The organism is Isoptericola sp. BMS4 (assembly GCF_011634835.1).
In the GTDB taxonomy this organism is placed as follows: domain Bacteria; phylum Actinomycetota; class Actinomycetes; order Actinomycetales; family Cellulomonadaceae; genus Isoptericola.
This window is the reverse complement of the sequence record NZ_SIRP01000001.1, coordinates 679512-699591: the sequence shown is the minus strand read 5'-3', so window position 1 is coordinate 699591 and position 20080 is coordinate 679512. Positions and strand designations below refer to the sequence as shown.

11 protein-coding genes are annotated in these 20080 nt (G+C 70.5%); 10 read left to right on the top strand and 1 reads right to left on the bottom strand.

The window, feature by feature from the left end; all coding sequences use genetic code 11:
* Window positions 1-160: 160 nt before the first annotated feature.
* The 7 genes from EYB28_RS03035 (at window position 161) to EYB28_RS03005 (ending at window position 15609) form a co-directional block, all read left to right on the top strand.
* A complete protein-coding gene (locus EYB28_RS03035; RefSeq protein ID WP_166844733.1) occupies window positions 161-3007 on the top strand; it encodes a DUF1156 domain-containing protein in 2847 nt (948 codons plus the stop codon).
* On the top strand, window positions 3007-6477 hold the full coding sequence (locus EYB28_RS03030) for a Swt1 family HEPN domain-containing protein (protein ID WP_166844731.1): 3471 nt from the start codon (window positions 3007-3009) through the stop codon (window positions 6475-6477). The genes EYB28_RS03035 and EYB28_RS03030 overlap by 1 nt, the downstream gene beginning before the upstream one ends.
* Complete coding sequence (locus EYB28_RS03025; RefSeq protein ID WP_166844729.1) at window positions 6477-8003, top strand: ATP-binding protein; 1527 nt, start codon at window positions 6477-6479, stop codon at window positions 8001-8003. The genes EYB28_RS03030 and EYB28_RS03025 overlap by 1 nt, the downstream gene beginning before the upstream one ends.
* Window positions 8000-8977 carry a PD-(D/E)XK motif protein gene (locus EYB28_RS03020; RefSeq protein WP_166844727.1) on the top strand — a complete coding sequence of 326 codons (978 nt, stop codon included), beginning with the start codon at window positions 8000-8002 and terminating at the stop codon, window positions 8975-8977. The genes EYB28_RS03025 and EYB28_RS03020 overlap by 4 nt, the downstream gene beginning before the upstream one ends.
* Entirely contained in the window at window positions 8974-12060 is a 3087-nt protein-coding gene (locus tag EYB28_RS03015; RefSeq protein WP_166844725.1) for a Z1 domain-containing protein, read from the top strand. The genes EYB28_RS03020 and EYB28_RS03015 overlap by 4 nt, the downstream gene beginning before the upstream one ends.
* The gene (locus tag EYB28_RS03010) at window positions 12057-13718 is read left to right on the top strand and encodes a TIGR02391 family protein (RefSeq protein WP_166844723.1); all 1662 of its coding nucleotides are present in this window, start codon (window positions 12057-12059) and stop codon (window positions 13716-13718) included. Before EYB28_RS03015 ends, EYB28_RS03010 begins: the two co-directional genes overlap by 4 nt.
* Before the next feature lie 466 nt (window positions 13719-14184).
* Entirely contained in the window at window positions 14185-15609 is a 1425-nt protein-coding gene (locus EYB28_RS03005; protein WP_240930365.1) for an APC family permease, read from the top strand.
* On the opposite strand, the gene EYB28_RS03000 is transcribed toward EYB28_RS03005, so the two are convergent.
* Complete coding sequence (locus tag EYB28_RS03000) at window positions 15606-16709, bottom strand: FAD-dependent oxidoreductase (RefSeq protein ID WP_240930364.1); 1104 nt, start codon at window positions 16707-16709, stop codon at window positions 15606-15608. The genes EYB28_RS03005 and EYB28_RS03000 overlap by 4 nt on opposite strands.
* Before the next feature lie 252 nt (window positions 16710-16961).
* Here EYB28_RS03000 and EYB28_RS02995 point away from each other — a divergent pair, with 252 nt between their 5' ends.
* From EYB28_RS02995 to EYB28_RS02985, 3 genes are all read left to right on the top strand, one after another.
* Complete coding sequence (locus EYB28_RS02995) at window positions 16962-18479, top strand: cellulose-binding domain-containing protein (RefSeq protein ID WP_166844721.1); 1518 nt, start codon at window positions 16962-16964, stop codon at window positions 18477-18479.
* A gap of 79 nt (window positions 18480-18558) precedes the next feature.
* Window positions 18559-18861, top strand: a complete 303-nt coding sequence (locus EYB28_RS02990) for a putative quinol monooxygenase (RefSeq protein ID WP_166844719.1) — start codon at window positions 18559-18561, stop codon at window positions 18859-18861.
* Window positions 18854-20038 (top strand): FAD-dependent monooxygenase, encoded by a 1185-nt coding sequence (locus EYB28_RS02985; RefSeq protein WP_166844717.1) that lies wholly within the window; start codon window positions 18854-18856, stop codon window positions 20036-20038. Before EYB28_RS02990 ends, EYB28_RS02985 begins: the two co-directional genes overlap by 8 nt.
* The last annotated feature ends 42 nt before the right edge of the window (window positions 20039-20080 follow it).

Sequence of the window (20080 nt, the reverse complement as noted above, 5' to 3'; positions counted from 1 at the left end):
GGCCGTGAACGCCCATCGACCGCGAGGACGTCTTCACCCGCTGGTTGCCGCCCGCACTTCAGGCCCGCTCCCGTACGCGGCCCTACGATGTGGGCACATCCCGTTCGCCGCGGCACACGCCGAGGCGACGGGCGACTCGTGAGCCACAGGAGCACTACGGATGACGGACCCGGTACCGACCCCGACGACGCCCGCGACCCGGCGGAAGCTCATCGAGGTCTCGCTCCCGCTGGAGGACATCAACCGGGAGTCGGCACGGGAGAAGTCGATCCGTCACGGACACCCCTCGACGCTGCACCTGTGGTGGGCCCGTCGGCCGTTGGCGTCGGCCCGGGCGGTGCTGTTCGCCCAGCTCGTCGACGACCCGTCGTCGCGGCCCGACGAGTTCCCCACCGAGGAGGCGCAGAAGGCGGAGCGCGAGCGGCTCCACCACATCATCCGGCGCCTGGTCGTCTGGGATAACGTCAACGACGAGAAGCTGCTCGCCGAGGCCCACGCCGAAATCCTCAAGTCCACCGATGGCAACCCGCCAGCGATCCTCGACCCGTTCGCCGGCGGCGGCACCATCCCGCTCGAAGCGCAGCGCCTGGGGCTGGAGGCGCACGCGAGCGACCTCAACCCCGTCGCGGTGCTCATCAACAAGGCACTGATCGAGATCCCGCCGAAGTTCGCCGGCCAGCAGCCGGTGTTTCCCTGCGCGGCCGAAGAGCGCATGGGTGACTGGCCGCGCGCCACCGGCCTGGCCGAGGACGTCCGCCGGTACGGCGCCTGGATGCGCGACCGCGCCCAGGAACGCATCGGCCATCTGTACCCGACGGCGACCATCACCGACCCGAACTCCAGAGCGTCGACCGAGGCGGCCGTCATCGCCTGGATCTGGGCTCGCACGGTCACCTGCCCCAACCCCGCCTGCGGCATCGAGATGCCGCTCGTGCGGTCCTGGTGGCTCGGGAAGAAGAAGGGCAAGGAGGCGTACGTCGTCCCCACAGCAGTCGACGACGCCGACGCACCGTCCGGCCGTCGCGTCGAGTTCTCGATCGCCCACGACAAGGCGAACGCACCCACGAAGAGCGACGACGGCACGGTCGGCAGAGCTGGCGCTACATGCGTCGCTTGCGGTTCCGCCGTGAGCCTGAAATACATTCGAAGCGAGGGCAGGGCCAAGCGCATCGGATCGCAACTCATGGCAATCGCTGCCGGATCTGGCCGTCAGCGCACTTATCTGCCTCCGACTGACGAACACAAAGCCGCAGCACGCGTCCCCACACCTGGCGACGCACCACAGGCGAATATCGGACACTACCCGCGCGACATCAAGACGCAGATATATGGCATGACTAGTTTCGCCGACCTCTTCACCAATCGCCAGCTGGTAGCAATCACTACTTTTAGCAATCTCGTCGCAGAGGCGCGCGAGCTTGCACTTAAGCACGCACTGGACGCAGGGATGCCTCACAGCGACTCACTCGCCGACAACGGACAAGGCGCGGAGGCGTACGCCGACGGAATCGCCGTATACCTTGCACTCGGCGTGAGCCGACTCGCAGACATCGCGAATGCACTGTGCAGTTGGGAGAACTCCAAAACTCAGGTACGACATTTGTTCACACGCCAGGCCATCCCCATGCTTTGGGACTTTGCAGAGGCGCCGCCTTTCGGCGCCGCGGCAGGCTCGTTCGAGGTAAGCCTTAACAGCGCTATCAAGGTTCTCGACCGGCTTGACCCGCGCACTCCCGCTGACGCCTTGCAGGCAGATGCGGCTGCCCGCAATTACCACGGACTCGTCCTGTCGACAGACCCGCCGTACTATGACAACATCGGCTATTCGGATCTATCGGATTTCTTCTACATTTGGCTCAGGAGCTCGCTTCGCTCGGTTTATCCGTCGCTATTTTCAACCATGCTTGTACCGAAGACCGAGGAGCTCGTTGCCAACCCGTATCGTCACGACGGCAAAGACGGCGCGGCAACGTTTTTCGAGGAGGGTTTTGAGGCAGTCTTCGCCCGCGCACGGGAGTCCGCCAACGACGGGTACCCAATAACCGTGTACTACGCTTTCAAGCAGCAGGAGCTTGAAGCCGAAGGTGTGGCATCAACAGGTTGGGCAACCCTCCTCGAGGGCATGATCCGATCCGGTTGGACAATTACGGCCACATGGCCAATGCGTACAGAAATGGCGAACCGCATGATGGCGTCAGGCATGAATGCGCTCGCCTCGTCGATCGTCCTCTCGCTCCGCCCACGTCATGCGACGGCATCGGCAACGAGCCGCCGTGGCTTCCTCACCGCGCTGAAGGCTGAGCTCCCGCAGGCGCTCACGGAGATGCAGCAGGGCGCGATTGCCCCGGTCGACCTCGCCCAGTCGACCATCGGCCCGGGCATGGCGATCTTCTCCCGCTACTCGTCGGTGCTGGAGAACGACGGCTCACCGATGTCGGTCAAGACCGCACTCGCACTGATCAACCAGGTGCTCGACGAGATCCTCGCGGAGAACGACGGCGACCTCGACAGCACCAGCCGGTTCTGCCTCAAGTGGTACCTGCAGTACGGCTGGGCCGTCGCCTCGTACGGCGAGGCCGAGGTGCTCGCCACGGCGACCGACGTCTCCGTGCGAGGTCTGGAGGACTCCGGCGTCCTGAAGCAGGGCGAGGGGAAGGTACGGCTCATCCGCCCCGCCGACCTTCCGGCGTCGTGGAACCCCGCCGTCGATGACCGCATCTCCGTGTGGGAGGTGACGTGCCAGCTCGCGCGCGTACTCTCCGACGAGAACGGCGGCATCGAGCCCACCGCGAGGCTGCTCGCCGCCGTCCGCGACCGCGGCGACGTCGACCTCGAAGCGGTGCAGCTGCTCGCCTACCGGTTGTACGAGCTCACGCAGGACAAGCGGCCCGAGGACGCACGCCTCTTCAACGCGCTCGGCGGCTCGTGGGCCGACCTCACCACCACCGCCGAGACCATCGTCACGACCGCTTCCGTGCAGGACGAGTTCAACCTCGGAGATGCCTGATGGCCACCAGCAACCGCGACTACGTCGGCCGCGCGCTCGAGACCCTCGCCGAGGCGCTCGACCCGTTCATCGAGCGCGTCGTCGCACCCCACCTGCCGGACGGGATCACCGACTGGGCGCAGGTCGTCCAGGCGAAGGACGCCAAGGCAGGCAAGAGCGGCGGCACCTACGAGCGCACGGACCCCCAACTTCAGCTGCGCATCATCACCGAGCCCATGGGCGCGCTCGGCTACCTCTTCAACGGGGCACTGTCGCGCACCGAGCAGGGGTACGCCGGTGAGCTGCGGGCCGTCCGCAACGACTGGGCCCACAACAAGCCGTTCTCCGGGGACCAGGCACGCCGTGCGCTGGAGACGATCGAGCTCCTGCTTCGTCCCGCCGGCGCGGTCCGTGAGGCCGACACCGTGCGGCGCATGCGCCTGGAGATCCAGCGGGCCGAGTTCGAGCGGGAGACCCGCCGCTCCACCAGGTCCGCCGCCACCACGTCCAATGTGGCCGACGCCGAGCTGCCCTCCTGGCGCGACGTGCTCACCCCGCACCCCGACGTCGCGAGCGGCGACTTCGCGTCGTCGGAGTTCGCCGCCGACCTCTACCGTGTGGCGGTGCGCGACACCGACGGGGCCGTGGACGCCGCCCCGACGGAGTACTCCGACGCGATCGAGTTCTTCCGCCGCACGTACCTCACCGACGGGCTCCGAGAGCTCCTGCAACGCTCGGCCGCCCGCCTCGCCGGCAACGCCAACGCCGACGCAGTGATCAACCTGCAGACCACGTTCGGTGGCGGCAAGACCCACTCCATGCTCGCCGTCTGGCACCTGTTCTCCGGCCGTCGCCTGCACGAGTTCCCGCAGGACGTCCAGGACGTGCTTGTCGGCCACCACGAGGACGCCGTCGGGACGCCGGTCAAGCGGGTGACGATCGTCGGCAACGAGATCGCCCCCGGCCAGCCGACCACCAAGCCCGACGGCACGGTCGTGCACACGCTGTGGGGCGAGATCGCCTGGCAGCTCGGCGACCAGGCGGGCGACGCTGCCAGCGCCTACGCGTACGTCGCCGAGGCGGACCGCACCGGCACGAACCCGGGCGGCGCCCTGCGCGACCTCTTCGCTGCCTACGGGCCGGCGGTGATCCTCATCGACGAGTGGGTCTCGTACGCACGCCAGCTCAACACCCGCCGGCAGCTCGCCGACGGCACGTCCGCGCCGCTGCCGGCCGGCGACTTCGACACCCAGTTCACGTTCGCCCAGTCGCTCACACAGGCCGCCGCGGCGGTGCCCGGCGTGCTCCTGCTCGTCTCCATCCCCGCGAGCGAGCGCCAGGAGTCGGACGACGACGCCGACCGCGCCTCGACCGCGTCGGACATCGAGGTCGGCGGTTCCTTCGGCCGGGAGGCGTTGGAGCGCCTCGACAACATCGTCCGCCGCGTCGCCTACCAGTGGGCCCCGGCCGCGCGCGACGAGTCGTACGAGATCGTGCGCCGACGCCTCTTCGTGCAGCCGAACGCCGACCAGGCCAAGCAGATCGCCGTCGCCGCCCGCCGCTTCCGGGAGTTCTACCAGAAGCACACCGGCGAGTTCCCCTCCGACGTCACCGGGCCGGACTACGAGGCCCGCATCCGCGCCTCGTACCCCGTACACCCCGAGCTGCTCGACCGGCTCTACGCCGAGTGGTCCACGCTGGAGAAGTTCCAGCGCACCCGCGGTGTCCTGCGCCTCATGAGCACGGTGATCCACCAGCTCTGGGCGGCCGAGGACCCGGCCCCGCTCATCCTGCCCGGCACGGTCCCGCTCGGCGGCGCGGTGACCCGCCGCGAGCTGGTCCAGTACCTGCCGCACGGCTGGGACGCCGTCCTGCAGAACGACGTCGACGGCGAGGACTCCGTCGCGCGCCGCATCGACCGCGACCGGCCGGCGCTCGGCAACAGGTCGCTCACCGTCCGCACCGCACGCACCGTGCTGATCGACTCCGCCCCGACGGTGAGCTCCGCCGTCAAGGGCGTCGACCGCAAGCGCCTCACGCTCGGGCTCGCCCTGCCCGGTGACGTCGTCGGGAACATCGGCTCCGCGCTCACGATGCTGGCGGACCGGTCGTCGCACTTCTACGTGAGCGACGACCGGTACTGGTACGACACCCAGGCCTCCCTCAACCGCACGGCCGCCAACCGGGCCCTGGAGGTGGACGAGGAGCGCGTCCACGAGGAGGTCGTCGCCCGGCTCCGGCGCGACGCCCCGCGGTCCACACAGGAGTTCGCCGGCGTCGTGGTCGCACCGACGTCGACGGGCGACGTCGCCGACGAGGACTCGACCCGCCTCGTGCTGCTGCACCCGCGTCACGTCCACAACGGGAAGGACCCGGGAAGCTCGGCGAGTCGATTCGCGCTCGAGCTGCTCCAGAAGCGGGGCACGGCGTCGCGCACGATGCCGAACTCGATCGTCATGCTCGCCGCCGACAGTTCCCGGTGGAACGACCTCGATTCCACCGTCCGGTCGTACCTCGCGTGGAAGTCGATCCTCGACGACAAGATGCACCTCGATCTCACACCGACCAACGAGGCGCAGGCGCAGCGTCAGGTCGAGACGACCAACCGGACCATCGGCGACCAGATCGCGGCCACCTGGATCTGGGGCCTGCACGCTACGCAGCCCGACCCGGGCGCGCCGTTCGGCGTCGGGCAGCAGAAGTGCGAGGGGCAGGAGAAGCGCCTCGCCCAGCGCGTGGGCGCGCGGTTCGTCCGGGAGGATCTGCTCCGCGTCGAGGTGGCCCCCCGCCTGGTACGTATGGACATCAACGACTTCCTGTTGCCGCGGTGGAACACCGGCAAGATCCGCCTCGGCGAGCTGTGGGAGTACTACGCCCGCTACCCGTACATGCCGCGCCTGCGCGACAAGAACGTACTGATCGGCGCCGTGCAGTCCGCCCTGCATGACGCGGGATTCGCTGCCCAGGGCTTCGCCCTCGCGCAGTCGTACGACGAGACGACCGGAAGTTTCGACGGGCTCGCCGTCCCGATCGAGGACCTCGACGCCGGCACGATCACCGACGACACCCTGCTCGTGAAGCCGGACCTGGCGATCACCCAGCGTCGGGCCGAGCGCGCGGCCGAGGCGAGCGCGGCGGACGCCGACACGGGCGCGCCCGCCATAACCCCAGGGGCGTCGACCGACCCCGCACCGAGCGCCCCTGCGGCCGGCTCGTCGTCACCGCCCGTGCCGGCGGCCCGGCCGGTGATCGCGAACGCGAGCTATGTAGGTCGTGTCGAAGTCGACGGGGGTTCCGACCTCCCGTCGACGTTCCGCGACCTCGTCGACGAGGTGCTCCTGCACCTCCAGCAGGCAGGACCGGACGTCCTCGACATCACGGTGGATATCCGCGCGGAGCGCTCGACGGGGTTCGAGGCGTCCACCGTGCGGGTCGTCGGCGAGAACTCCAGGCAGCTGAGGTTCACCTCGACACGGTTCACGGACGGCTGATGCCGACCGCGCCGCAGCCCGTCACGCAGCGGCGGGTGGACCCCGACCCGTCGATCACCTCGGCGATCGGTCGGCACCACTCGCTGTCCACGGCCGTGGCGGACCTCGTCGACAACAGCCTCGACGCCGGCGCACGCAACGTCGTCGTCCGCTTCGTCACCCGCGACGGGCGACCCGTCGGGCTCGAGGTGATCGACGACGGGCACGGTATGGACACCGCCGCCGTCGACGCCGCGATGACTTACGCCAGGAAACGGGACTACGACGAGAACGACCTGGGCCACTTCGGCATCGGCCTCAAGGCCGCGTCGCTCAGCCAGGCCGAGACGCTCATCGTGTGGTCCCGTCGCTTCGGAGCGCCGGCCGTGGGGCGGCGAATCCGCCGCGCGACCATCGACACCGGGCCGGTCGTGGAGTCGTACGCCTCCGACACCGCGCGCGAACGGCTCGACGCCGTCGACGTCGACTTCGACCTCGAGACCGGGACCGTCGTCGAATGGGCGGACGTGCGGGCGTTCCTCCCGACCACCGACGTCGAGGAGCAGCAGGCGTGGATCGGCTCGACGATCCACCGCCTCGCGACCCACCTCGGTTTGGTACTCCACCGGCTGCTCGCGCGGGGCGCCGTGCACGTCAGCATCGAGGAGTACGACGCCGAGTACGGCCCGGGGGCGCCGGCCGTGGTCTCCCCGCTCGACCCGTTCTCGTCCCGGGTCTCCGGAGCCGTCGGCTTCCCGATGGACCTACCGGTTCGTCTCGACGACGGCACGGTCACGGCCACTGCGTACGTCTGGCCGGCGCGCGAACAGAGCGCACCGGGATTCGTCCTCGACGAGCGCGGGCCGCTCGACACGCAGGGGCTGTACGTCTACCGCCGCGACCGGCTGTTGCAGGCCGGCGGCTGGTGCGACCTGACGATGCGCGAACCGGACCTCGGGCAGGCACGACTGGCCCTCGACCTCGGCCCGTCGACCGAGCGGCACGTGACGATCAACCCGGAGAAGACCGGCGTCGTCCTCGACGCCGTCCTCAAGGACGCGATCCGCGCCGCGCGCTCCGCGGACGGACGGGGGTTCGCGGATCTCCTCGCCGCCGCACGCGACGAGTCACGGGAAGCGCGCAAGCGCCAGGCCCGCCCGGTCTCCGTCGTCGAACCCCACGGCGGCATGCCGGCGAGCGTGATCGAGGCGTTCGCCGACGCCACAGACCTCGTACCGGACGAGCAGCCCGTCGACATCCGGTGGTCGATGCTGCCCGAGGACGAGTTCTTCCGCGTGGACGTCGACGCGCGCAGGCTCTTCCTCAACGCACGGTACCGGGAGGCGATCGTCGGGCACCGGAGCCTGAGCCCCGACGACGCACCCATGGTCAAGGCACTCCTGTATCTGCTGGTGAACACCCATTTCACCGCCGACATCCGGGGCGCCCGCCTGAAGCGGCTGGAATCCGCGTGGCAGCGTGTGCTCGTCGCCGCCGCACGGGAGCATGTGGCGCAGCACACGCGACGCAGCGAGGAGAGTTCGTGACCGACCCCGCCCGGTACCTCACCCCCGAATCCCTCGACGAGTACTTCTCGGCGAACGTCGCGACGCAACATCTGCTCTGCGACGAGCCTCGATGCTTGCTGCGCATCGACCCGGCAGCCGAGCGGCTCACCTTCCGCACCGTGCACGACGGGACCTCGCCGACGGTCAAGGGCCTCGAGCGCGTCTCCGTCGACCTCGAGGACGTCGACGGGACCATGTGGTCGGTCGTCGACGTCGACGCCCGGGGAATGCACCAGCCCGCCTACGCCCTCGCCGTCTCCATCGTGGAGGAGATGCGCAAGGGGTCCTCGTTCGCCGCGGCCACCAACGCCGCGATGTCGGACCTGCGGTCCCTGCTCGCACTGCGCCGTCGCCTCAGCGAGGAACAGCAGCTCGGGCTCCTGGGTGAGCTGATGGTGCTGGAGGCCCTGCTCGACGGCGCGGGCGCCGACGACGCCCTCGACTGGTGGCTCGGCCCGCTCGCCGAACAGCACGACTTCGCGCTGCCCGCCGTCGACCTCGAGGTGAAGACCACGCTCTCGGAGCGCCGGAAGCACATGATCTCCGGGACCGAACAACTCCGCCCCAACCCGGCGCGACCGTTGTGGCTCCTCTCGATCCAACTCACCCGGGCCGGCGGCGGTACCGGGCGTTCGTTAGCCGGCATGGTCGTCGACCTCCGTGGGCGGCTGAGCGGGGACGCCCGGTTCGGCGCCGCGCTCGCCGACCTCGGCTGGGCCGACGAGGACGCGGAGCTGTACGACCAGAAGTACCTGCAGCGCAGCACCCCGCGTGCCTACGCCGTCGACGACGACTTCCCGGCCGTCACCACGGAGCGTCTCCGCGCCGTCGTCCCCAACCACGATCTTGTCGGTGACCTCACCTACCGTGTCGACGTGACCGACCGCACACCCGGCGACCCCGGTCATCCGCTGACACCGTTCCTGGGCCACACGGGGAGCACCACCGCATGAGCGACATCCTCACCGACGCCGTCGTCCGCGCCATGCGGAGCATGCAGGGGTTCGAGCCGCAGCCGCTGCTCGACGACGTCCTGCACCACCTGCGGCGATACGACGAGACGCTGACCGAGGACGAGCTGGTCGAGATGATCACCTCGGCCGACCCCAACGACCAGGCGCGGCTGGCCTTCCACGTCCAGCTCAACCGGTGGGACGCGGGTGACGCCGACGGATGGACCCAGACCACCGAACCCCGCACCGCCGAGCGCCGGGCCCTCGTGCTCGAGCTGCTCGAGCTCGGCGACGAGGCGCGCGCCGCCGTCGACGCGGCCTACCCCTTGGACCTCGGTGCCGTTGTCATCGCCGGGGACAAGCCGGAGGACTGGGACCCGTGGTACACGGATGCCATCGCCGCCGAGCGCTCGTTCTACTGGGCCGGCTATCGCCGGGTCCTCGAGCGCAAGATGAGCGGTGACGCGGTCAACGAGCTCGACCGCGTGACGCACGAGGTGGTCCGCCGCCTCGCCGACCCGACACGCCGCGAGCCGTACCAGTCCAAGGGGCTCGTGGTCGGACACGTGCAGTCCGGCAAGACGGCCAACTTCACCGGCGTCGTCGCCAAGGCCGTGGACGCCGGGTATCGCCTGGTCATCGTGCTGACCGGCACCATCGAACTGCTGCGGGGCCAGACCCAACGGCGCATCGACATGGAGCTCGTCGGGGAGGAGAACATCCTCGGTGGGCGCGACAAGAACGACCCCGACCAGGTACGCGACATCGACTACGCCGGCAGCGGCGACCTGGACTGGCTCGCCGGCAAGTTCGTCCGCTACGGAGGGGACCCGAAGCGCCAGCGTCGACCGGGCATCCGGAGGCTGACGAACGCGTCGGGTGACTACCGGAGCCTCAAGACCGGCCTCGGGTACCTCGACTACCGCGACACCGATCCTTTCGCCGACCCGGCCAAGCCGCTGTACGACCCGACGAATCTCTTCGGCACGGACATCCGCCTCGCCGTCGTGAAGAAGAACTCGTCCGTGCTCAAGAAGCTCGTCAAGGACCTCAAGGCGATCAAGGCCGACCTCCGCGAGATCCCTGCACTGATCATCGACGACGAGGCGGACCAGGCCTCCATCAACACCACCGACCCTCGCAAGGACACCCCCGAGCGCCGCGAGCGGACGGCGATCAACCGCCTCATCGCGCAGCTCCTCGGCGAGCTACCGCGAGCCCAGTACATCGGCTACACGGCCACGCCCTTCGCCAACGTCTTCGTCGACCCGGACGACGCCGAGGACGTGTTCCCCAAGGACTTCATCGTCAGCTTGGACCCACCCGCCGCCTACATGGGTGGGAGGCAGTTCCACGACCTCGACCGCGAGCCCGACGAGCCGGTCTCCGACGATCCTGCCGACTCGAACGAGGCGGCGTTCGTCCGCGACCTTCTTGCCGCTCCCGACGACGAGGACGCCCGACGTCTCGAGATCCGGAACGCCCTCGACGCCTTCGTGCTCAGCGGAGCGCTGAAGCTGCAACGCGCTGCTCGAGGGGACGAGGGCGACTTCCACCACCACACGATGTTGGTGCACGAGTCGGTGAAGCAGGTGGACCACGCGGAACTGGCGGCAACCGTCGTCGACGTCTGGAACCGTGCCGGCTACTCCTCTCCCGCCGGGATGCGCCGGCTCCACGACCTGTGGCGCGACGACTTCCGCCCGGTGACCCTGGCGCGCGCCCCCGAGGCGGGGATCGACGACTTCACCGCACTGCGACCGTACGTCGGCGAGGCGGTCAGTCGTATCCGATCCGGGTACAGCCCCGTCATCGTCGTCAACGGCGCTGCCGAGCGGGACTACGTCCAGGAGGACCTCGACTTCCAGGCGGGCTCGGTCTGGAAGATCCTGGTCGGAGGCACCAAGCTCAGCCGCGGATTCACGGTGGAGGGTCTCACCACGACGTACTACACCCGCCGCACCGTCGCGGCGGACACGCTCATGCAGATGGGCCGCTGGTTCGGCTACCGCCCGGGCTACCACGACCTCGTCCGGCTCTACATCGGCAGGTACGTGCCCGGGCAGAGGAAGAGCACGACCGTGGACCTGTACCGGGCATTCGAGGCGATCGTGAAGGACGAGGAGGACTTCCGCGACCAGCTGCGCCAATACCAGGGTGCACGGGACGACGGACACCCCATGGTCCGCCCGATCGACGTGCCGCCGCTGGTGTTCCAGAGCCTGCCATGGCTGACGCCGACCGGACGCAACAAGATGTACAACGCCCGCCTCACCCGACAAGGAGACGGCGGCAAGGTCCGCGACTTCTTCCAACAGCCGGACCGCGACCCGCAGGTCAATGCCACGCACTTCGCCGCCGTCCGACCGCTGCTCGACGCGGCGAGCAACCGCGGCCCGTTCTTCCACGTGATCGACGTGCGAGACGACGAGAAGCCCGTCGCCAACGAGTACGCGGCACGGTACGGCATCGTGGACACCGACACGGTGCTCGCCATGATCCGTGAGTTCCACTGGGCCAAGCGCTACTCGATCGCGCCGACCCTCAACTTCATCGAGAAGGCGCACGACGAGGGCACTCTGACCGATTGGGCGGTGATCGTGCCCGAGTTGGCATCGAGCAGCCGAGCGAGCGCGAGTGTCGCGACGCGCTACGTCGACGGCGAGCGGCTCGACATCCTCAAGCGCAGAAGGCGTGACGACCGCGAGGGCATGTTCTCCGGGAGCTCGCCCCGTCAGCGCGACGCCCTCGAGATCATCTCCGGCGGTGGCGCTGCTCCGGAGCACAAGTACCGCGCGGCGTTCGCGGAGATCCTTCGCACCGAGACCAAGTTCAGGCACCTCCGTGACGTCGCTGACCCGCGCGGCACCCGGGGAGCGATCCTCCTGACGTTCTCAGCCGACCGATTCGACGACGACGAACCGCGCAACCTGCCCGACCAGCCCGACCCCGGTGAGATCGCGTCGATGTTCTCGCTCGCCATGCCGTACCGCTCGGCACCGGGCGGCCGCGTGGCGTTCGAGGTCAAGTTCAAGGACGAGCGCGCCACGTACGACGTGGATCTGAAAGGTTCGGGAGGATGACCGAACAGCTCACCCTTTCGTTCGACCCCAACACGATTGAACATCTGGGTTTCAAGATGTACTCGCGGCTGCCGAACGCCGTCGCCGAACTGGTCGCCAACTCGTATGACGCCGACGCCGCACACGCACGTGTCACGCTCGACACCTCGGGGGCGCAGAGCGTACGCGTCGAGGACGACGGCCACGGGATGAGTCGCGAAGATCTCGCGGAACGCTATCTCCGCATCGGGCGGAACCGGCGGCGTGACGCCACCGGCTTCTCCGAGTCCGGCCGACGACGGGTCGCCGGTCGCAAGGGCCTCGGGAAACTGGCGCTCTTCGGCATCGGCAAGCGGATCACCATCCGAACGAAGCGGGCCGGCGAGTCGACCTGGACCGTCGTGACGATGGACTGGGACGCGATCCTCGGAGAGACCGGAGGCGTCTACCACCCCGAAGCCGGGGCCGAGCGGGCGGAGGACGTCGACGAACACGGCACGACCATCCTGGTCGAAGATCTGCAGCGGAAAAGCCCGGTCAAGGCCAAAGACCTAGCCGAGAGCCTCGCCAAGCTCTTCAATTACGGCGACTCCACGTTCGAGATCACCGTACGGGGACCGCGCACCGACCCGATCCTCGTCTCGCGCGACCTCAGGTACGCGCGGATCGACGTCGAGGCCGAGTGGTCCATCCCCGGCGATCTCGCGGACTCCTCCGACGCGCCGCCCGTACGTGGGCGCATCATCACAGCGTCGAAACCACTCCCCCAGGAGCTCCGCGGGGTCACCCTCTACGCCAAGGGTCGACTGGCGAACGACCCGGAGTACTTCGGTGTACCCGAGTCCAGCTATGCGTTCTCCTACATCACCGGGCACATCGACGCCGACTATCTCGACGATCTCGAGGAGGACGTCATCGCCACGGATCGGCGGTCGGTCAGCTGGGAGAGCTCCGAGGCCGAGCGCCTCCGAGACTTCCTCGCCGACATGCTTCGCGAAATCGCGGCGAAGCGCCGAGAAACACGGCGGACAACGAAGCGCGCACGGCTGAAGACGGACCTGGGAGTCGAGGTGGATAAATGGGTCGCCTCCATTCGTGACGAACGGCGAGCACAATCACTCTCAGATGTGCTCCACGTCCTCGAATCACCTGACACCGAGCTCTCCGACAGCGATCGCGAAGCGATCGTCATCGGCATGAACGAGATCGCGCCGGAATACGCCGACCTTCACTGGCGAACCCTCCACTCGTCGATCCAATCGGCATCAGAGGAGTACTACAAGGACGGCCACTACTTCCATGCCGTCCTGGAGGCAACCAAGAGATACGTCCGCGACGTCAAGAACGCCGGTTCCATCTCCGGAAACGACGATCTGAGCGCACTGCAACGAGCATTCGGTAAGTCCTTCGCCATCGACGTCCTTCCTGGGCTCGACGGCGAGATCTCGGACGACAGTGCACAGAACATCAGGACCGCGCAGCGTGTTCTCTCGGAAGGGATCTGGCACGGCTTCCGGAGTCCGTTCGCCCACGAGGAAGTCAGGGCCCTGCGCGAGCGGGGGTTCTTCACTCATCAGGACTGCCTCGACGCGCTGAGTCTCCTGTCGCATCTGAGGAGGCGAATCGACGCCGCCGGTGACATGGGTGGAGGCCCCTCTCAGGAGAGCGACAGCGACTGATCCCTACGCAGGTGATCCACTGGTCCGCGAAGATCGCGCGTGGTTCAGAGCACCCCTGGTCGGCACCGCAGGGTCAGAGGCCCACCACCCCGCCTGACCAACCAGCATGCACAGGCCCTCCCGCTCGAACCGCTGGGGGCCGGAGTGAACGGCGCGACGTCCTGCTCGCAGGTGGCGCCGTCGTCGGCCTCGCGGTCCACCAGGTAGCGGGCGATGGCGGCGTCGGCGCAGTCGCTCGCCCCGAGGGGTGGTGTGGCCCCAGCCTCCACGGTCATCGCGCGTGCGTCGTCGTAGTGGTCGGCCGGTCCATCCGCAGAGGCGCCCGAAGTGTCGCCGTCACGCCGAGGTGCACCTGGTGCTGTCGTTCACGCCCGCCACCCCCTCACCCGCTGCCGTCGGCGTAGGCTCGCCGAGGCCCGATCGAGGACCCGCGTTGCCGTCCGGGCCACCGCGAACAGCTGAGGAGTTGAGACCGACGTCTACCAGTCCCCGCGCCGCCAAGGACGTCCCCGCACCCGGCACCACCGAGGGGCGGCTCCACCGGAGCCTGTCCCTGCGCCACCTCGTCGTCTACGGGCTGCTGTTCATCGGCCCGACCGCGCCGATGGGCACCTTCGGCGTGCTGGACGCCCGCAGCAACGGGGCGGTCGCCCTCGTGTTCCTCGTCGCGACGGTGGCGATGGCGTTCACCGCATGGTCGTACGCGCGCATGTCCGTCGCCGTGCCCAAGGCGGGGTCGGTCTCGGCCTACGCGACCGCGGGGCTGGGGAGGCGCCCGGGCTTCATGGCCGGCTGGATGATCGGGCTGGACTACCTGTTCATCCCGAGCCTGGCCGCGCTGTTCTGCGGCATCGCCAGCCACGCCCTGTTTCCCGCGGTGCCCGTCTGGGTGTTCACCGGCGCGGCCGTGCTGCTCATCACGGGCCTGAACCTCGGCGGGGTCAAGCTGGCGGCGACGGTCGGTTTCGTCGCCCTGGTGGTGGAGATCCTGGTGCTGGCCGCCTTCTGCGTGGGTGCGGTCGTCGTCCTGGTCCAGGAGGGACCGGCGAGGCCGTGGCTGTCCCCGCTGACGGGGCTGGACGGCTTCACCGTCGCCGGCACTCTCGGTGCGGTCTCGGTGGCGGCGCTCGCCTTCCTGGGCTTCGACGCGATCGCCACGTTCGCCGAGGAGACCACCGGGTCCCCACGGCAGGTCAGCAAGGCCCTGATCTTCTGCCTGGTCCTCGCCGGGGCGCTCTTCGTGCTGCAGACGTACCTGGGGGCGCTGCTGACGACGACCACCCCGGCGGAGCTCGCCGCGCGCCCCGACGAGCAGGGCACGGTCTTCTACACCATGATCGGCGACGAGATCGGGTCCTGGCTGGGCACGACCGTCACGACGGCGAGAGCGATCGGGCCCGTGCTCTCCGCGCTCGTCGCGCAGGCCGCGGTCAGCCGTCTCATGTACGGCATGGCCCGCGACGGGCAGCTGCCCGCCGCGCTCGGTTCCGTGAGCCGCCGCACCGGCGTGCCTCGGCCCGCGATCCTCGTCTCGGCGGTCGCGACGCTCCTCATCGCCGTCGCCGCCGCGATCAAGCCCGACGGTCTCGACCTGCTCTCCTCGATGGTCACCGTCGGCGCCCTGGCCGCGTTCGTCTTCCTGCACGTCGCCGTGATCGGCTACTACGTGCTCGGACGCCGCACGGACCGCCGCGTCCTGCACACCGTCGTCCCGGTCGTCGGGGCGGCGATCGTCGTCGCCGTCCTCGTGCTGGCCAGCCATCTCGCGCTGGAGATCGCCGCGGTGTGGCTCGTCGTCGGCCTGGTCATCATGGTCGTGCGCGCCAGGCGTGGTCCGGGCGCGCCGACGCACGACGTCGCCACGGACACCGGCCCGCGTCGCGGCGTCTAGCCGACAGGGCCGAGGTACCGCACGATCCGGTTGACGGCGTCGCGGCCGGCGCGGTTGGCGCCGACGGTGGAGGCGGAGGGCCCGTAGCCGATGAGGTGGACGCGCGGCTCGCCCGCGACCTGGGTGCCGTCCATGCGGATGCCGCCGCCGGGCGCGCGCAGGTGCAGGGGCCGCAGGTGGTCGAGGGCGGCGCGGAAGCCGGTGTTCCAGAAGATGACGTCCACGGGGACGTGCTCGCCGTCGGGGGTGACGACGCCGTCGGGCGTGATGCGCGTGAACATGGGCCGGCGCTCCAGCACTCCCCGCGCGGCGGCGGCGCGCAGCGACGGGGTGCGGATCAGGCCGGTCACGGACACGACGCTCTGCGGCGGCAGGCCCTCGCGCACCCGGTCAGCCACCATCGCGACGGCGGCCGCGCCGTCGCGGGAGTCGAAGGAGTCGCGCCACACGGGTTCGCGGCGCGTGAACCAGAAGGTCTCCGCGACGTGGGAGACCTCCTCGAGGAGCTGGACGGCGGAGATGCCGCCGCCGACGACGGCGACGCGCTGCCCGGCGACGTCCTCGGCGCGCACGTAGTCGGCGGTGTGGAGCTGGCGGCCGCGGAACGTCTCCTGCCCGGGGTAGGCGGGCCAGAACGGCTTGGACCAGGTGCCGGTCGCGTTGACGATCGCCCGCGCGGCGATCGTTCCGGACGCCCCGTCGCCCTCCCACCGGACCAGCAGCGCGCCGTCGTCGCCCGGCTCGACACGTCGAACCCGCACGGGCCGCACGACGGGGAGGCCGAGCTCGCGCTCGTAGTCGCCGAAGTAGGCGGGCAGCACGTCGACGCTCGCCGCCTCGGGCTCGACGCCGGGCTGCTCGATGCCGGGCAGGTCGTGGATTCCGTTGACGGTGCGCATCCGCAGGGAGCGCCAGCGATGCCGCCACGCTCCTCCGGGGCCATCCTCGCCGTCGAGGACCACGTACGTGCGCCCCGCGCCGCCACGTCCCGCGGGTGCGAACCCGCGGCGCCGCAGGTGGTAGGCGGCGGACAGGCCGGCCTGCCCGGCGCCGATGACGACGACGTCGGCGGCGGTCGGGATCGCGTCGGGCGGTGTCACGTCGGCGACAACGCCGTCGGCGAGCGCAGCCTTCCGCTCGACGACGTGGCGTGCGGCACCAGGCCGACGTGGCACGGCGCGCGCAGCACTTCACCCGCTGCTCACGCGGAGTTCGTCGCCCCGTCCGACACCGGTCAGCGGCGCCCGGTGGACTGGGCGCCGACAGCCGGGGCTGTGGCCTGCGTGGACTGCACGGGCACGGCAAGGCACGCAAGGGCGCAGCGCCGGGCGGCTCCATCACGGGGAGGCACCATGCATCGACCACGAACCACTCGGCTGACCGTCGCGGCGGCGGCCGCGGCCCTGGCGCTGCCGCTCGCGGCGGCCGTCCCGGCGGCCGCGAGCGCGCCGACCACGGGCGACGAGGCCGTACCGCCCGCGGTGGCGAGCCTGCCGCTGGAGCAGAACGGCGGCACCTGGCCCACCAGCCACGTGCAGGGCATCGCCGTCGATCAGGCGGGCGGCTTCGTCTACTACTCGTTCACCACGATGCTGGTGAAGTACGACTTCGAGGGCAACCTCGTCGGCACGGTGGAGGGCTTCACGGGCCACCTGGGCGATCTCGACTTCAGCACCGAGGACGGGCGGGTCTACGGCTCCCTCGAGTACAAGACGGACGAGGCGTTCTACGTCGCCGTGATCGACGGCGACGCGGTGGACGAGGTCGGGATGGACGCGCAGGAGTCCGACGTCTTCTCCACGGTGTACCTGCCCGAGGTGCACGACGACTACGTGGCCGACATGGACGGTGACGGCGAGTTCGACGGCAACGTGGCCGACACGGCGGACCACCGGTACGGCTGCTCGGGGATCGACGGCGTGAGCTTCGGGCCCGCCTTCGGCACCACGGGTGGCGAGCAGCTCCTCACGGTGGCGTACGGCATCTACTCCCACACGGGCCGCACGGACAACGACCACCAGGTGCTGCTGCAGTACGACGTCTCCGACTGGGAGCGGTACGAGCGTCCGCTGACCGAGGAGGACCCGCACCGCAGCGGCCCGGCCGAGGTGGGCGGCAAGTACTTCGTCCGCACCGGCAACACCACCTACGGGGTGCAGAACCTCGCCTACGACGCGGCACAGGAGCGTTGGTTCCTGGGCGTCTACCGTGGCAAGAAGCCGCAGTTCCCCAACTATCTGATGTTCGCGGTCGACGCCGCCACGCGTCCCGTGGAGGGCGACCTGGTGGGCGTCCCCGGCCCCGGCGGCGAGGGCACCGAGCGCGGCCTGCTCCTCGACCTGGCCGACGACGGTCTTGAGGACCCGGAGACGGGGATCCGCGGCTGGGAGCAGAAGGCGGACGTCGGTCTGCAGCCGCTGGGCCACGGCTTTTTCTACCACTCGGCCGACTCGGGCCCTCGCGGTGCGGAGACGGCGGACCTGACGCTGGTGCGGTGGACGAGCGACGCGGAGACTCCGTTCGCACCGGCGACGGCCGACGAGCTGGCCGGGACCTGCGCCGTCGACTACACGGTGCACGGCTCGTGGCCGCGCGGCTTCACCACGCAGGTCTGGGTGGAGAACACCGGCAGCGCCGCGATCGACGGGTGGACGGCGGCGTGGCGGTTCGGGTCCGGGGAGTCGCTGCGCCACGCCTGGAACGTCGACGCCGAGCAGACCGGCGACGTCGTGCGCGCCGCGAGCCTCGACCGGAACGCCGTGCTGGCGCCGGGTGACCGGCGGACTTTCGGATTCGTCGGGGCGACGACGTCGGGAACGGCCGCCCCGTCGCTGGTCACGCTGAACGGGTTCCCCTGCAACACCGCGTGACGGTCGGCGCGCCGGGCTGCGCGACTTCACGCACCTGCACGAGCGCCCCGCGCGCCCTGGCGGGGGCTAGCGTGAGGCCATGACCTTCGCGAACGTCGGCACCCTGGGTGCCGCCCCGGGCCGGCGCGACGAGCTCGTCGCGCACCTGACGCAGCACAGCACGGAGCTGGCCGACGCCGGCTGCCTCCTGTACGAGGTGGGGGTGAACGACGAGCAGCCGGACACGGTGTTCGTCGCCGAGCTGTGGACGTCCGCCGAGGCGCACCGGGCGTCGCTGCAGCTCCCGGCGGTGCGGGAGTCGATCGCGGCAGCGCGCCCGCTGCTCTCGGGCGAGTTCGGCGGGCTGCGGTTCGACGTCGTCGGGTCGCCGCTCCGTGACTGACCACGGGGCGGCGCCGGACGACGCCCGGACCGCGGTCGTCATCGGCGGCGGCGTCGGCGGTCTCGCCTCCGGGGCGGCGCTCGCCCGCCGCGGCTGGGACGTCACCGTGGCGGAGCGGGCGACGTCGCTCGACCCCGTCGGCGCGGGCATCGCGGTGGCGCCGAACGCGGTGCGGGCGCTCGCCGCGCTGGGCATCGGCGACACCCTGCGGGACCTGGCCGCGCTGCAGGGCGAGGTCGGGCTGCGCCGCCCGGACGGCCGGTGGCTGCTGCGCGCGCGGGCCGAGCAGGCGACCGCGCACTTCGGCGACCGGACCCTGATGCTGCACCGCGCCCAGCTCGTCGGCATGCTCGCGAACGCGCTGCCGGCCGGGGCGCTGCAGCTCGGGACGGCCGCCACGGTCACCGACCCGGGCACCGCGCGGCGGCCGGCGCGCGTCTCGGTGGTCTCGCCGGACGGAGTCCGGAACGTCGACGCCGGCCTCGTCGTCGCGGCCGACGGCATCGACTCCCCCACCCGCGCGCGGTGGTGGGCCAGCGCCCCCGCCCCGGTCCACGGGGGCTCGACGGCGTGGCGCTTCGTGGCTCCGGCGCCCGCGGGGCTCGTCGGCTCGGAGACGTGGGGGCGCGGGATCGTCGTCGGGCTGGCGCCGCTCGCGGACGGCCGCGTCTACGGCTACGTGTCGGTGGCCGACGCCGCCGACGTACCGGGCGACCTCGACGGGCTGCGGGCGCGGCTCGCCGGCTGGCACGCCCCGATCCCCGAGCTGCTCGCGTCCCTCGACGAGGGCACGGTGCTGCGGCACGCGCTGCGGCACCTGCCCGCTCCCCCGGCGTCGCTCGCGACGGGCCGGGTCGCCCTCGTCGGCGACGCCGCCCACGCCATGCTGCCGAACGTCGGCCAGGGCGGGTGCCAGGCGATCGAGGACGCCGTCGTGCTCGGGGCGCGCGTGCGGTCCGACGACGTCGCGGCGGGGCTGCAGCGCTGGTCGGCCGAGCGCCGGCCCCGCGTGCGGCGGGTGATGCGCCTGTCCGCGCGGGTCGCCGGTCCGACCCGGTGGACGTCGCCGCTCGCGACCGGACTGCGGGACCTGGGCGCCCAGGCACTCGGTCGCCGGGCCGAGGCGCTCGGCGCCCGCGCCCTGCGCCCCCTGCTCGGCTGGCGGCCGCCGGAGTGACGGGCCTCGGGTCCGGGACGCGGGCCGTGTCCGATGCCGAAC